This window comes from Novipirellula caenicola, from assembly GCF_039545035.1.
Lineage (GTDB): Bacteria > Planctomycetota > Planctomycetia > Pirellulales > Pirellulaceae > Novipirellula > Novipirellula caenicola.
Window position 1 is genome coordinate 66,984 of the sequence record NZ_BAABRO010000017.1, and the last position, 13,874, is coordinate 80,857.

Annotated in this window: 11 protein-coding genes; 9 read left to right on the forward strand and 2 right to left on the reverse strand. The window is 55.4% G+C overall.

Annotated features, from left to right (window positions below):
- Nucleotides 1-62: 62 nt before the first annotated feature.
- Nucleotides 63-4,331 (forward strand): sulfatase-like hydrolase/transferase, encoded by a 4,269-nt coding sequence (locus ABEA92_RS24770; RefSeq protein ID WP_345687325.1) that lies wholly within the window; start codon nucleotides 63-65, stop codon nucleotides 4,329-4,331.
- Between the two features lie 138 nt (nucleotides 4,332-4,469).
- Nucleotides 4,470-5,747, forward strand: coding sequence for a M48 family metalloprotease (locus ABEA92_RS24775; protein ID WP_345687327.1), 1,278 nt, complete (start codon nucleotides 4,470-4,472; stop codon nucleotides 5,745-5,747).
- On the opposite strand, the gene ABEA92_RS24780 is transcribed toward ABEA92_RS24775, so the two are convergent.
- Together ABEA92_RS24780 and ABEA92_RS24785 are read right to left on the reverse strand one after the other, a co-directional pair.
- On the reverse strand, nucleotides 5,648-6,082 hold the full coding sequence (locus ABEA92_RS24780) for a hypothetical protein (RefSeq protein WP_345687330.1): 435 nt from the start codon (nucleotides 6,080-6,082) through the stop codon (nucleotides 5,648-5,650). The genes ABEA92_RS24775 and ABEA92_RS24780 overlap by 100 nt on opposite strands.
- A gap of 68 nt (nucleotides 6,083-6,150) precedes the next feature.
- On the reverse strand, nucleotides 6,151-8,394 hold the full coding sequence (locus ABEA92_RS24785) for a hypothetical protein (RefSeq protein ID WP_345687332.1): 2,244 nt from the start codon (nucleotides 8,392-8,394) through the stop codon (nucleotides 6,151-6,153).
- Between the two features lie 262 nt (nucleotides 8,395-8,656).
- Between ABEA92_RS24785 and tpx the strand changes: the two genes are divergently transcribed.
- The 7 genes from tpx to ABEA92_RS24820 all read left to right on the forward strand — a co-directional run bounded on the left by tpx (nucleotide 8,657) and on the right by ABEA92_RS24820 (nucleotide 13,864).
- Nucleotides 8,657-9,172: a thiol peroxidase gene (gene tpx, locus ABEA92_RS24790; RefSeq protein ID WP_345687334.1), complete on the forward strand. Its 516-nt coding sequence runs from the start codon at nucleotides 8,657-8,659 to the stop codon at nucleotides 9,170-9,172.
- Nucleotides 9,173-9,200: 28 nt separating this feature from the next.
- Nucleotides 9,201-10,103 carry an oxygen-dependent tRNA uridine(34) hydroxylase TrhO gene (trhO, locus tag ABEA92_RS24795; protein WP_345687336.1) on the forward strand — a complete coding sequence of 301 codons (903 nt, stop codon included), beginning with the start codon at nucleotides 9,201-9,203 and terminating at the stop codon, nucleotides 10,101-10,103.
- Between the two features lie 213 nt (nucleotides 10,104-10,316).
- Nucleotides 10,317-10,826: a hypothetical protein gene (locus ABEA92_RS24800; protein ID WP_345687338.1), complete on the forward strand. Its 510-nt coding sequence runs from the start codon at nucleotides 10,317-10,319 to the stop codon at nucleotides 10,824-10,826.
- 235 nt (nucleotides 10,827-11,061) lie between these two features.
- Nucleotides 11,062-11,886, forward strand: a complete 825-nt coding sequence (locus ABEA92_RS24805; RefSeq protein ID WP_345687340.1) for a hypothetical protein — start codon at nucleotides 11,062-11,064, stop codon at nucleotides 11,884-11,886.
- Between the two features lie 513 nt (nucleotides 11,887-12,399).
- Nucleotides 12,400-12,837 (forward strand): hypothetical protein, encoded by a 438-nt coding sequence (locus tag ABEA92_RS24810; protein WP_345687342.1) that lies wholly within the window; start codon nucleotides 12,400-12,402, stop codon nucleotides 12,835-12,837.
- Nucleotides 12,838-13,120: 283 nt separating this feature from the next.
- Nucleotides 13,121-13,522 (forward strand): hypothetical protein, encoded by a 402-nt coding sequence (locus tag ABEA92_RS24815; protein WP_345687344.1) that lies wholly within the window; start codon nucleotides 13,121-13,123, stop codon nucleotides 13,520-13,522.
- A 126-nt stretch (nucleotides 13,523-13,648) separates the two neighbouring features.
- Nucleotides 13,649-13,864, forward strand: coding sequence for a hypothetical protein (locus ABEA92_RS24820; RefSeq protein WP_345687346.1), 216 nt, complete (start codon nucleotides 13,649-13,651; stop codon nucleotides 13,862-13,864).
- The last annotated feature ends 10 nt before the right edge of the window (nucleotides 13,865-13,874 follow it).

Below are 13,874 nucleotides of genomic sequence, written 5' to 3' on the forward strand. Positions count from 1 at the left end.
GCATCCATCCCCCCCTTTTGCTCTCCTCAATGACCTTCCTTTCTCATTGGATGTTTGAATTGATGAACCGTTTTTTAGTCACGCTGTTTGCGTGTGTCAGTTCTCTGTTTGCTGGCTCGCTTGGGTTCGCAGTGGATCGTCCTGACATCGTGGTGTTCTTGTCAGACGATCATACTTGGCATGACTCGTCGGTCTACGGATCGGACGAAATTGACACGCCAAACATGGCTCGGCTTGCCGCGGCCGGGATGACATTTGACCAAGCGTTTGTTGCGTCACCGGCGTGTGCGCCAAGCCGAGCGGCGCTGTTGACCGGTCTGTACCCTGCGAATAATGGTGCCGAGCCGAATCATTCTCGTCCTCGCGCGGACATCAAAAAGTTGCCGGCGTATCTGCAGCAACTCGGTTACGAAGTGGTCTCGTTTGGCAAAGTCGGGCACTACAAACAAACCACGGAATACGGGTTCGATCTCGCTTCTGACTTTAACTATCACCAAGACACGGCGGTTCCCAATGCACTGAAATGGTTGCGAGAACGCGAGAATTCACGACCGCTGTGTTTATTTGTCGGCACCAATTGGCCGCATGTTCCATGGCCCGAACAGACCGGCGAATTCAACGCCGATAATGTTCAAGTTCCGCCGCACCATGTGGACACACCGCAAACGCGAGCCGCGCGTGCCGAGTACCTTGCCGCCGTGCGAATCATGGATAACGAACTCGGTCAGGTCTTTGATTTGGCGCGAGAAAAACTCGGCAGCGACACTTTCTTTCTACACACCAGCGACCATGGGGCGCAGTGGCCGTTTGGCAAATGGAATTTATACGAAGAAGGTATCCGCACGCCGTTGATCGTCAGTTGGCCGGGGCAAGTCCAGCCCAACACTCGCTCGGATGCAATGGTTTCATGGATCGACATTCTGCCCACGCTGGTTGATGTTGCCGGAGGCGATCCGCCATCGTCGATCGATGGTCGCTCATTCTTGCCTGTTTTATCCGGTCAGCAGGACAAACACCGCGACATCATCCTGACGACGCACAGCGGCGATGGCGACAAGAACATCTATCCGATCCGCGCAGCGCGCACGAGCGACCGATGGAAATACATCCGCAATCTGTATCCCGAGTTTCGTTTTACCAGCCACGTCACCGAAGTTCAGGGACGATCGAATTACTGGGAAAGTTGGGTCGAGCAGGCGTTGCATTCGCCGCAAGCCAAGCAGAAAGTCCAGCGTTACCTGCAGCGTCCCGCCGAAGAGCTTTACGATTTGAGCAGTGATCCGGCGGAGCAAAACAATTTGATTGCGGATCCATCGCAGTCCGATCGATTGGCATCGCTGCGTGCGGCGGTCGATCAGTGGACCGCACAAACGCATGACACATTGGCCTTCTACAACCCACCCAAGCCGATCGTTTCGGACAAAACACCGAACATCGTTAATGTCTTTATTGATGATATGGGATGGTCCGACGTCTCCTGTTTCGGTGGGGACGAGGTGCAAACGCCTCATATCGATCGTTTGGCGAGCGAAGGAATCAAGTTCACGCAGTATTACGTCAATTCGCCCATCTGTTCTCCCTCGCGAGTCGCGTTGACGACCGGACAATACCCTCAGCGACATCGGATCAGTTCCTACTTGGCTAATCGACAAAGCAATCGCCAGCGAGGAATCGCAAATTGGCTTTCGCCACAGGCTCCAGTGCTTCCGCGTGAGTTGAATGCGGCTGGGTATGCGACCGGGCATTTTGGCAAATGGCACATGGGTGGCCAGCGGGATGTGGGCGACGCGCCTTTGATTGGTCGTTATGGGTTTGATCGTAGCTTGACCAATTTCGAAGGACTCGGGCCGCGTGTCCTGCCGCTCAAGGACGCTTACGATGGCAGCGAGCCTCAGCCACATGACTTGGGATCGGCCAATCTTGGTCAGGGACCGATTCGGTGGGAGGATCGCAGCGTGGTGACCGCCGCGTTTGTCAGCGAAGCGGTTTCATTTATTGACCAGTCACAAGTGTTGAAGAAACCGTTTTACATCAACCTGTGGCCTGACGACGTCCATTCGCCATTCTTTCCCCCCAAGGTGTTGCGGGATGCAACGGGCGAATCAAAGCGAGAGTTGTACTACGCAGTGCTCAAAGCGATGGACGAACAGCTTGGCGTGCTGTTTGATCGAATTCGCAAGGATCCCGATCTGAAGGACAATACGTTGATCGTGTTTTCGTCGGACAACGGTCCTGAACCGGGGGCGGGATCGGCAAAGCCGCTACGCGGTTCAAAGACGTATTTGTACGAAGGAGGCATTCGGTCTCCACTGATCGTTTGGGGACCAGGAGTTTTGGCCGCGGGGACGGAGGGCACTGTCAATTCGACCTCGGTCTTCTCCGCAATCGATCTGAATCGCTCGCTGTACGCGATCACCGGCACGCCACTGCCCGAGAAGATAGACTTGGACGGCGAAGATTTGCACACGACGTTGCTTGGTTTGGCAAGCGAAAGCCGTACAGCGCCGCTTTTTTGGCGACGTCCCCCCGATCGTCCTGGAACGAAGCGAGAGCCCAATTCGGATTTGGCAATGCGTGATGGAAAGTGGAAATTTCATCTGAACTACGACGGCAGCGGTGCCGAGCTGTATGATCTCAGCACCGATGTATCCGAAAGCAACAATGTTGCCGATGCGAATGCCGACCTTGTCCAGCAGTTCAAAAAAACACTCCTCGATTGGAACCGCAAACTTCCCAAGGATGCGGGCGATCCCACCTTCAAACCAACCGACTCGACCAGCTCGTTGTCGTCGAATCAATTTGTCAATCCGATAGCCGAAGGCGCGGATCCTTGGTTGGTTCGCGACCCCAATGCAGCACGGTACCTGTGGTGTTTTTCCGATGGCAATCGCGGGATTGCGATTCACACCACGGATAAGATCACGTCGCTAGGTGAAAAGCACATCGTTTGGCAGGCACCGGAATCCGGCCCGTATTCGCAAGAGATCTGGGCGCCCGAACTGCACTACCTCGACGACCGATGGCACATCTACTTTGCAGGCTCTGATGGCAAAAATGAAAACCACTTGGCTTATGTATTGCGTTCGCAGTCTAAGGATCCGCTGGGGCCGTACAAACTGCATGGTCCCTTTGCCACCGGCGACGGCGATGATGGACGCTCCCCCAATGTGTGGGCCATCGATATGACCGTGCTAGAGCACAAGGGGCGGCGGTACGCGATTTGGTCTGGTTGGGATGCACCGGGGACCGATCAACAATACCTGTACATCGCCCCCATGAAATCGCCGACGGAACTAGCGGGACCTCGTGTTCGCATTTGTGATAACGACGACTATTTGTGGGAGCGTGTTGAGCCCAAGCCAGATGAGCGAGGACTTGCCGAAGGACCGCAGGTGCTCAAACACGGGGATCGAACGTTTGTGATCTATTCGTGTGGTGCGTCTTGGTTGCCGACCTACAAGCTCGGCCGATTGGAACTGAAGGGCGACGATCCGCTCGATCCCGCATCGTGGCAAAAACACGATCGCCCCGTTTTTCAAGCGACCGCGGAAACCTATGGCGTCGGGCATTCTTGTTTCGTTCAAACGATCGACGGAAAACAGTGGTGGCATGTCTTTCACGCCAAACGCGACCGCGAACCAGGGTGGCGACGCAGCGTGTTGGTCCAGCCGATGCGTTTTCGACCTAACCATTTGCCGATGTTCGGTAAGCCCGTCGCTGCGGGAGTGCCGTTGGATCGGCCCTCCGGTGAATCGAGTGTGAAGTTGGAATTGCCTTGGAATGCTTCGCTTAAGGATCCTGCTGAACTAGGCAATGGGTCTTACTACGGGCACCATCAATTCATCCGTCATGATGATGCGGGCGTGCATCTTGGGGTTGTTCCTGAAACGCCCATCAACGCATACCGAAGCGGCGAAAAATGGATGCTCGACGGTGAGGTCTCGGCCGACGTGGATGCCGAGGTCACGATCGATTTCCGCGGCGATGCGACGGCTCGGGATGCGGGGTTGCTGTTTCGCACCTCCGCTACGGCGGTGGGATATGACGCCCAGCGAGGATATTTTGCTGGCTTGATTCCACGTGACAATCGCGTGATCTTTGGCCGTACCGATGGCCAAAATTGGCGTGAGATCGCTCGTGCGGATCTGCAAATTGATCCCAATGTCGCCCACCGATTTCGGGTGCGAGCCAAGGGTGATCATTTTGAAGTGTTTGACAACGGAAAGCTCGTTTTGACGAGCCGCGATGATCATTATGCAGCCGGCGCGATTGGGCTGCGTGTGGTCAACACGCATGCCGTTTTTTCCGATCTGAGTCTCAAGCCGTTGTAATCGATCCAATCGAAATATTCAGATCCGAGGCGACTTTGTTGGCGAGGGATTGTGGGCGAAATTCCCGAATTTGAAAAATTGGGTGCTACACTCGGGATTCCCATTCGCGGAGCTTACTCCCTTTGCCCCGGCTCAATCATGCATCTGCAATCTTTCCTGTTGGTCGTCCTTTCGCTTAGTTGTGGTTCGCTACCTGCTGGCGAAGTCGACATGATGCGAGCGATCGTGGCGACAGCTGGAATGATCACCGCCTGGTGGATCCTTTGTCACGTCGCCGCCCGCACGACATCGCGGCAAGTCATGGCGGGCAATATCGAGCCGATTCAAGGGGCTCAGTGGTTGGAAACCCAGCTCGATGTCTTTCGCTGGCTTAGCCTGGGCGTGGTCGTGATGTGTTTGGGCGGATTCGGATTGGCTCGCTCGCTCGATACGTTGCCCGTGATTCAGAATTCGATGTTCCTGCAAGCATTGGTGTTGTTGTTTCCAGGGCTCGCGCTTGCCGCCGCAAGTTGGTCGGCTGAACATCGTTATGGTGTTCTGCTTGATTACACCGATCGAGGCGTGGGATCGCATCTACGCAGCATCATCAGCTCGTTTCGAGGTGCAACGGCTTGGTTGGTCGTTCCCGTGTTGATGTTGTTGGCTAGCGCCGATGCGATCATGCAACTGCCGATCAGCAAGACTCAGACCGGTTGGGTGATGGGCGTGTCGTTGGTGGTGTTTCTTGTCGCCGGGATGCCTTGGTTGGTTTCGCGGCTATTCAAAACCGACGCACTCGATTCGGACACGGAACATTGGGTGGCCAATGTCTTGTCCGCCGCCGGACTGCGTCGCACCAAGATGGTCCGTTGGCAAACCGAAGGCAATTCGTTCAACGCGATGATCACGGGCGTCGTGCCCCCGCTTCGCACGTTGTTGTTATCGGATCGATTGCTCGACGAACTGCCACGCGAACAGGTGGCGATGGTGGTGCTTCACGAAGCGGCTCATCTGCGTCGTCGTCATGTGCCGCTGCGGATGTTATCGATTTTGCCCGCTTGGGCCGTCGGTGCGTCGGTGACCCATTTCGCCGGAGATGCGGGCTGGGCGATGGTCGCGGGCAGCGTCGTCGCGATTGGATTGACGTTGGTGATGCTGCGTTGGGTGGCCTATCGGACGGAATTTGATGCCGATGTCCAGGCCTGCCGACTCGCCGAGCAAATTGCCTCGTCGGTCGACGGTGTGCCATCAACCTACGCCGCCGCTGCGGAAACCCTCAGTCGAGCTTTGATTCGCGTCACCGCCGACCATCCGGCTGCACGAAAACCCACCTGGCTTCACCCAGGCGTCGTCGACCGAATTGAATTCATGCGTCGCCAACGGATCATTCCGAACAACAACAGCGTAACCGCAGGGACCATCGCAAACCCGGTGTAACCGTGGATCAGCACCAACGTGTGCATGGTAGCGGTGGATGAGATTGGCATCATGCATCCAAAGATGCTGGCGATCGAAAGCAACCCCGTCACCACCGAGGTCCAAAATCCGACTTGCAGCAACGCGTTGGATCCCTGGACTCCGATCGCTTGGCCAAGCAACAGGATTGCCAAGATCGGCAGTAGCGTGACCACGCCGCCACTGGCCATCATGTGCAGAATCAGTGTCTTGCCTTCGAGGTGATCGCCCAACAACGCCGGCAGCGCCGTGGCAGCAAGGACGATCGTGCAAACCACGATGATGAACAAGCAGATTTGAGTGGCAAGTTTGATCATAACTTCAATAAGGGATGTACGGATGGAACCGTTGTCGGCGAAGGTTTGAGTCGAATATCGTAAGGCAATTAGGCGGCGGGCGGATGATGACGATGATGTCCCGCCAACCGCGATGCCATCGCTCCGACGCCAACCAACAAGATCAAACACAGCACCAAGATCGAGGTTGCCATCAAGTACTTGAACGACGCTCGCCCGACAAACAATTGGTTCCACATCAGCGATTGGTTTGGATCGAGGCCCTGCAGCGACGCCATCGTGACGCGGGTTCCTTGGTCGGGACCGGGACCGATCGACTGGACCGTCGATGCAAACATGACGCTGTCTTCGCGGTGGCACTCGGTACAGCCGCCGACCCCCAACGCCCAGCCTGCGGGACGAACGTTGTGCGCGATCGGCCATGTCGTCATCTCAATCGCCTCGGCGTTTTCAATCTCGTCACGTGGAACCTGCGTCACCGTTTTGCCATCTTCACCACGGCGATAAACAAAGCCACTCGAGACATACACGGCGGTATCGATCTTCAGCTCTTTTTCAAGCGATTCCAGCGACGCGGCGACTTTCTCGTTGAACGATTCAGCGCCGGCTTCTTTTTGAGCGATCGCCAATTTGTTTCGCTCTTCCTCGCTGAGTTCTTCGTCGGGCAGTCGGTAGCGGTCATCGCCTAAGATCTTCTTGCGATCTGAGCTGCCGAGTTTGGGTGAGATAATTTCTTCGACAAAATCACGTCGCACTCGCAGCGATCGACGCGTCAAGTCATACGTGCTAGCTGGATCCAGCGGCTTGATTTTGCCATCGCTCAGCGAGCCCCAGTACGCAGGCCAAATGGCTCGCTGCGGATAGATCTTTCCATCGTCCATCTTGCTATAGATCGGGCCTGCGATTGCAGGCAATTCGAACCCGGTGCGATGTTCTTTGGATCCCAGCGAATGCGACAAACTGGTCATGATCCGCACCGCCTCTTCACGCGGGACCGGTCCACCGTGGCACGCGGTGCAAGACAATTTGTCGAAATGCAGCGGTGGTAAACCTTGGTGATGCGGATAGGGAGCCCCCAGCCGGCCTGGGCGTGCCGCGATCGTTGACGAATTTTGTTCGTCGCCCAAGTGGCATCCGCTGCAAGTGAGTGTTGATGTGGCGGTTGGGTTTAACGACGACGCAGGGTTCTGTTCGCCTTCAAATCCACGAACCGTATGGTGTTCGATACCGTTGCGGTGACAATCAACACACTGCATCCCCGCACGAAGGTGAACGTCCTCGTCATGCATCCAGCGATGTTCGATTCCAGATTCGGTGACCGTCCGTTGGCTGTGACACTGGAAACACGCGTTGTTATGCGGTTCACGGATCACGTCCATGAAGACGGTGCCATCGAGTTCAAATTTCCGCGCGTCGTAGGTGACTTTGGGCAGTTTTTGCTGCGTCGACTCATCGTTCGGGTCCGAGCCGTCTTTGATCCGCGAAACACTTCCCTTGACGGTCCCGAGTCGCAGTGCGGCGGTTGCCGCCCAGGCAAAGTTTTCGTCTTCGATCTGTTCGCGACGGGTGTTGAAGTCGTACACACCGCTGCTGGCGTGACAAACCATGCAATCGATTTCGATCGAACCGCTCAACGGCCAGCGGTTGGGTTTGGCCGAATCCGCCGCAGCATTGTCGCTTTCGGTGTCTGATGGCTCTTGCTCGGCATCGGACTTCGCCGCCGTTTTTGATTCGGCATCGTCCTCCGGAGCGACGGCCACACCGCCGCCGGCGAGTCGGCTGCCAAATTGATGCGTCATTTCCCAGCGGCTGATCCCCAGTTCCGCGGGATCAAACGACCCTTTCCAATCGCGGTACGACAAGGGTAGCTGAGTGCCGGTGCGTGCATCGGTCCAAATCCAAGGTTCACCTGGTCGACCGTCGACTGGGCGACCGTCGACCGAATCGTTCATGAAGGCGTTGAAATGCCAACCGTGTGAGATCGCGTCATAGTCGTGACAGCGGCCGCAGGTGTTCAGCGGCGAATACGGTTGGTCCGATTCCGGAGTGATCTTGCGATTATTGATATCGTAAAGATCAATGTGGTGAATGTAGCGAGCATTCGAATCGCTGTGGGCATATTTCGAGTCCGCTGCGAAACCGTTTGCCGCTGGAATGCAGGCCAGCCCCAACGCGACGACCCATAACCTCATCACTCGGATGATGGGGCGGCGAAACTGTGCCCGTTGGCTTTGTGGGACACGGCCCATTTGCGAGACTCGGCCACTGGGCCGCTGAGATTGCAAATGGGGATCGAAACAGCGACCCGCTTGGAAATCGCGAAAACGAGACATCAGATCAGCCAACACAAATTCCTAGTTAAAGCCAAATTGGCAAAAAGTCAAATCTTCAATGCAGGGCGAATGGATAAGCAGCCACGAGGACGTTTTCGAAACAAAAAAACACGCTCTGCTGGCCGAACATCGACGGCAAACAGTGTTTGTCCTTGGTGGAACGGATATTCCAAGCCGAAATGCACCCTATTCACGATTCGCCGATTCGACATCATAATTTTGTCTTGACTAGTTTATAGACCGTTTACGCAAGGATTTCGATATGGGACGTTCAGGAGTGATCACTTTCAAGGGCAATCCAATGACTTTGGAAGGCAACGATTTGGCCGTGGGAGTTGCTGCACCTGCGTTTTCGCTGCATTACGCCGAAAACGGAATTCAAACATTGACGCTCGACGATTTGAAGGGAAAACCTTCGATCATCAGCGTCGCACCTAGCTTGGATACCCCCACCTGTGCGATCCAAACCAAGCGTTTCAATGAGGAATTGGCGGCTTTCGGCGACAAGATCAACGCCGTCACCGTGACCCGCGATCTGCCCTTCGCTCAAGCCCGTTTCTGTGGCGCGGAAAACATCAAAATGCGAACCGCTAGCGACTACCAAACGCACGCTTTTGGTTCGGACTACGGTTTGACGATCGAAGAATTGAAGCTGTTGGCCCGTGCGGTGATCGTGTTAGATGCCGAAGGCAAAGTGGCGTACAAGGAAATCGTTTCCGAAGTCACCCAAGAGCCAGATTACAGTGCTGCATTGGCTGCACTTCGCATGTTGGTGTGATCCACATTGCGGTGGTTGAGTGAACAAGATGGCTGACAAATCCCCTGCGGTCGTTGTGGCCGCGCTGTATCGGTTCGTGTCGCTTCCGGATTACGTCGAGCTCCGACCTCGCGTGCTTGCCGAGATGATGGCGCGTGGCGTGCGAGGCACGTTGTTGTTGGCGACCGAGGGGATTAATGGGACCGTGGCGGGTTCGCGAGAAGGGATCGACGCGCTGTTGTCGATGCTTCGCTCGGACCCGCGGTTGGCCGATCTTGACGTGAAAGAATCCTACTGTGACGAGATCCCGTTCAAACGTTCGCGAGTTCGTTTGAAAAAAGAGATCGTCACGCTCGGCGTCGATGGGATCGATCCCAACGACACGGTCGGCACGTATGTCGATCCCGAGCGCTGGAACGATTTGATCAGCGACCCCGATGTCGTCTTGATCGACACTCGCAACGACTACGAAGTGGCGATCGGTACCTTCGAAGGAGCGACCAGTCCAGAGACGCATACGTTTCGTGAGTTTCCCGATTACGTGGACAACCATCTCGATCCTGAAAAACACACCAAAGTGGCGATGTTTTGTACGGGGGGGATCCGCTGTGAAAAGTCGACGGCACTGTTAAAGCAGCGTGGTTTCAAAGAGGTGTATCATCTTCGCGGAGGCATCTTGAAATACCTCGAGCAGGTCCCCGAAGAAGAATCTCGCTGGAACGGAGAGTGTTTCGTTTTTGATGAACGCGTGGCGGTCGGGCATGGATTGAAAGTCAGTGACCATGTCTTGTGCTTCGCCTGTGGTTGGCCCGTCGATACCGAGGCACAACAGCATCCCGATTACAAACCAGGGATTCATTGTCCGCAATGTGTTGATAAAATTAGCGACGAACAAAAACGTCGTTTCGCCGAACGGCAGCGACAAGTCGAACAAGCAAAGCAAAAAAGTTAGTCCTTTTTGCTGCTTTCTTAAGGTGGGGATTAGACCCACGCAATGGATTTAGTGATCGCTGGGGCGTGATAATCTTGTTGCCATTGATTTTGGTTGATTCACGTGCGGCGGTCCGTCGTTAAATCACGGATGCGTTTTTTAGGTTCAGTGTGTTACAATACGGGCATACCTGAACGATTGCATGATTTAGTTTGATATTACTGAGGAATTTAGATGGCGGATACGGAATTAGACAACACAGCTGAACAGCCTGCGATCGAAGGTCAAAACGAGGGGGATAATGCGGCAACCGAAGCAGCGACTCCCGTCGACCTAGGGTTGACGTTGTCCGATATCAAGGCGGCGCCCGAGGATATCGATGACGACGGTTTTGTCAGCATTTGGAATATTGCTGCGAACGCTTGTAACAAAAATACGGTCCAAGCACGCGAATTGGCGGCGAAGTTGCTGTGCTTTTTGTGTAAGAAGCAATGTGACTTTGTCGTCACCAGCGGCAGCAACGCTGAGTACTTGGACCAATGGTTCGAACGTGACAATAAGTTGCTTTACGACTGGAAACCCGAAAGTGAAACGGTGGATGTGGTCGCGCAGCACGCCGAAGTGCCCCACGACGCTTTCGTCAGCTTCCTGCAAAACAACAAGTTCGATCCCGTCAACGGCAAGTACACTGCCACCCGCGCCGTGCGAGTGCAGTGGTTCCAAGAAATGTGGTGCGTCGGCTAGTGCGGCGGTTTGGCTGCAATTGCATTGCATAAGCACCTCGATTTTGCCTGCACAGACTTCGTGGGCAGCGATCTTGAGTGCTGGGAATTTGAGTACAGTGACGAGTACAGTGATTGAGGCAGCGGAACACAGTTGGGTTCCGTGCCAAGTTTGGTGAGTCATTCATTAGGGGAACCAATCCGGGTTCCCCTCGACTTCCTCCCTTCCTGCACACAACGCCTCGGTCCAAGGTTCCATGTCGAATTCCCTTCGCGACGACCGCGTTTCGCAAGACTCGGAATCCTCCGTCTCTGCGAATTCACCTGCATCCCCGAGTTCAAAAGGGTGCTGGTTTTATGGATGTTTGGCGGGCTTCTTTTTTCTTACCGCTGCGGTCGGTTGCGTTGCCGCAGGAGCCTATTGGCTGTACATGGGGCAGGTCGAAAAGTTCACGGCCACCGCTCCGGTTGAACTGCCTACCGTCCAGTACGCGCCAGAGCAGTACGAAGAGCTTGAAGCCGAGATTGAAACCTTCAAGCAATCGCTCGAAGTGCCTGAGCCTGAGGTACAATACAAAGAGTTGGTGTTAACGGCCAACGATATCAACGCGTTGATCAGCCGGGATGATTCGCTGCGTGGCAAACTGCACGTCGAGATTGTCGATGGGCAAGTGGTGGGGGACGTCAGCGTGCCGACCGACATGTTGCCTGGCGGCGAGGGACGTTACTTCAATGCCAAAGCCCATTTCGATGTGGCACTCGAAGATGGCTTGGTGGTGATCAAGTTGATTGGCGCCGAAGTCAAAGGGAGCGAGGTGCCGCAATCGATTGTCGACGCGATGGCTGGTGAAAACCTAGCAAAAGATTTCTACAAGAATCCAGAGACCGCGAAGTGGTTGAGCCGGTTTGAAGAGATTGAATTCGAGGACGACCGCGTTCGGCTTCGTGTTCGAACCGAGACGCCCAGTGAAACCAGTCCGGCCGAAGACCCGTCGGCCGAGCGTGAAACCGTCGACGCGGCACAAGGCGAAGTTGGTTCGGATACTGTGTCATCTGGGCTGAAAAACCAGGGTTCCACCTAGCGAACGTTGTCCACGGCTTGTTGATTAACTGAGCCGCTCGCGCGTCCGCGGCCGAGTCCCACTCGCTACCCGGTGCCTTACAACCAATGCATCTGCTTTGGCCCTCACCGAGTGGTTTTTATAGCAGTGCGGCGCGAGCCGCCCGGTAATTTTCAATTACGATTTACGACGTCCGCTCCCCCCAAAAAAGCAGGTTTCGTCGTCGCAGAAAGGCTGTGTTTTTTCTGCGGTTTGCCGCCTTGTTTTCCGTCATTTGCTTCGCAATTCGCCGGCGACAGGCTGCATCGGATGCTCAAATCGGTCCGGAAACTCTGGCGTCACGGGAGCCATTTGTCTCGTGATTTGTCGAGCGTTCCGAGAAAATCCATTTCGGCAGCGGCGGTCAAAATTGCCGACGGTCGGGTTGAGGGCATGTTCGCCCCCCGATCTTTTTAGCCTTGGTATCACTCTTTACATGCGTTGGTACGATTCGCTAACGCCAATGTTGTGATTTCTAAATAAAGGAGAATCGCGATGTCTACATTCTGGTCCATTGCCACCTTTATCATCGCCACCGTCGCGTCAGGCGTGGCAGATCAAAGTCCATCTAGTTTGACGGAGCGGGTCGATATGATCGAGCTGAACCACTTTGTCGACGAAAACGGACGCGAGGTGTTTCAGCAGCTGATCTTCTACGATTGGTCAAAACAAGAGAAGCGGTTTCATGTCCGCGCCTGGCGTTTGGTGAAGAAGCCCTCGCAATTGCCCACCCGTCGCTGGAACCCAACACTCTACGAATGTGTTTGGCATGATGACGGCGTCCGCAAAATGGTCACATCGGCGTCGATGCGTGAGACGTGGTCACAGCAGGACCCCGAGCGAGTGAACCGCGAATTCCTCTCCGAAGACCGCCGCATCCCGCTCTGGGATTCCCATACCGCCCAAGCCAACGGTGAAACAACAAGTCGCTAGGGAAGGTGCGGCAGGTCACCGTCGCTCGAGCGTGGTGATTCAGACGAACCTTGCGTCGAATTCGAAAACGCGGAGACACCAGAGCTGCCGAGTGCCGCCGAGGCAGTAACCCCGACAAGGTACGCAGTCGATTTTTTGCATTCGCCGCCGCGTGGTCGATGATTCGGTGTTATGCTGGTGGGGGGATTGGATTCGTTCTCCGCCGTCAAGGCAGGTGTCACCCGTCTGTAAACGATATCCCTGCTACAGTCCTCCACGCCGATTGCACCGCATCCAACCGATAATGCCTGATCGACCTCCATTTGCTGCCGACAAACGAACGCTTCTGCTTCCTTTTGTGCTAATCGTTGTCGGAGTGGGATGGCTACTCTCGTCGCTCGGTTTAGCGCCCGATATCAACTGGATTTGGACTCTCGGACTTGCGGCCGCCGGGCTGCTTCCGATGGTCATGCACGGTATCGACAAAGTCACGGTCGCCATCGGTCCCTTCTTCCTCATCGCAAGCCTGCTCTCGGTGCTCCGGCAATCTGGTCGACTTCACGTCGATCATGAAATGCCGATGCTCGTGATCTTGGCTGGCATGCTCCTGCTGGTGGCTCGGTCGTCGATGATCCCGATCCCGCAATGGACGGTCTCTGCAGCAGCACCGACGTCGCACTCAACGACAGCCGAAAACGGTGAATAAGCTGCCGGCTTGGTCAAGGATCATGGAGTCACTGCTTTGCCGCCGAAGTTGATTTTTGCTCTCTTCGTATTGTTCTCGCTGGCTTGCTTCGCCGCAGTCCTCTGGGGTGTCTGGCCAAGTGCGGACATGCTTGCACCTGAGTCTACGGGCGAGATCGGGTTCATGGGGATGGTTGTCATCGCCAAGTACATTCGATACGCGGTCGGTGCGTTGACTGCGATCGCCACTGCCTCGGCTGTGTCTGCTGGACTTATCTATGTCGGTGGATTGGTTGCCGCAGCCCGTTCCCCTGGAACCGAAGCGACGTTAGGCGACACCGCTTCGCCGGCAAAACGCGGATAGCTATCGGAGA

Bases quoted from the DNA above. Each gene is read 5' to 3' on its own strand.
- ABEA92_RS24775 (WP_345687327.1), top strand. From the start codon at position 4,470: ATGCATCTGCAATCTTTCCTGTTGGTCGTCCTTTCGCTTAGTTGTGGT.
- tpx (WP_345687334.1), top strand. From the start codon at position 8,657: ATGGGACGTTCAGGAGTGATCACTTTCAAGGGCAATCCAATGACTTTG.
- ABEA92_RS24805 (WP_345687340.1), top strand. From the start codon at position 11,062: ATGTCGAATTCCCTTCGCGACGACCGCGTTTCGCAAGACTCGGAATCC.
- ABEA92_RS24785 (WP_345687332.1), bottom strand. From the start codon at position 8,394: ATGTCTCGTTTTCGCGATTTCCAAGCGGGTCGCTGTTTCGATCCCCAT.
- ABEA92_RS24815 (WP_345687344.1), top strand. From the start codon at position 13,121: ATGCCTGATCGACCTCCATTTGCTGCCGACAAACGAACGCTTCTGCTT.
- trhO (WP_345687336.1), top strand. From the start codon at position 9,201: ATGGCTGACAAATCCCCTGCGGTCGTTGTGGCCGCGCTGTATCGGTTC.
- ABEA92_RS24810 (WP_345687342.1), top strand. From the start codon at position 12,400: ATGTCTACATTCTGGTCCATTGCCACCTTTATCATCGCCACCGTCGCG.
- ABEA92_RS24770 (WP_345687325.1), top strand. From the start codon at position 63: ATGAACCGTTTTTTAGTCACGCTGTTTGCGTGTGTCAGTTCTCTGTTT.
- ABEA92_RS24820 (WP_345687346.1), top strand. From the start codon at position 13,649: ATGCTTGCACCTGAGTCTACGGGCGAGATCGGGTTCATGGGGATGGTT.
- ABEA92_RS24780 (WP_345687330.1), bottom strand. From the start codon at position 6,082: ATGATCAAACTTGCCACTCAAATCTGCTTGTTCATCATCGTGGTTTGC.
- ABEA92_RS24800 (WP_345687338.1), top strand. From the start codon at position 10,317: ATGGCGGATACGGAATTAGACAACACAGCTGAACAGCCTGCGATCGAA.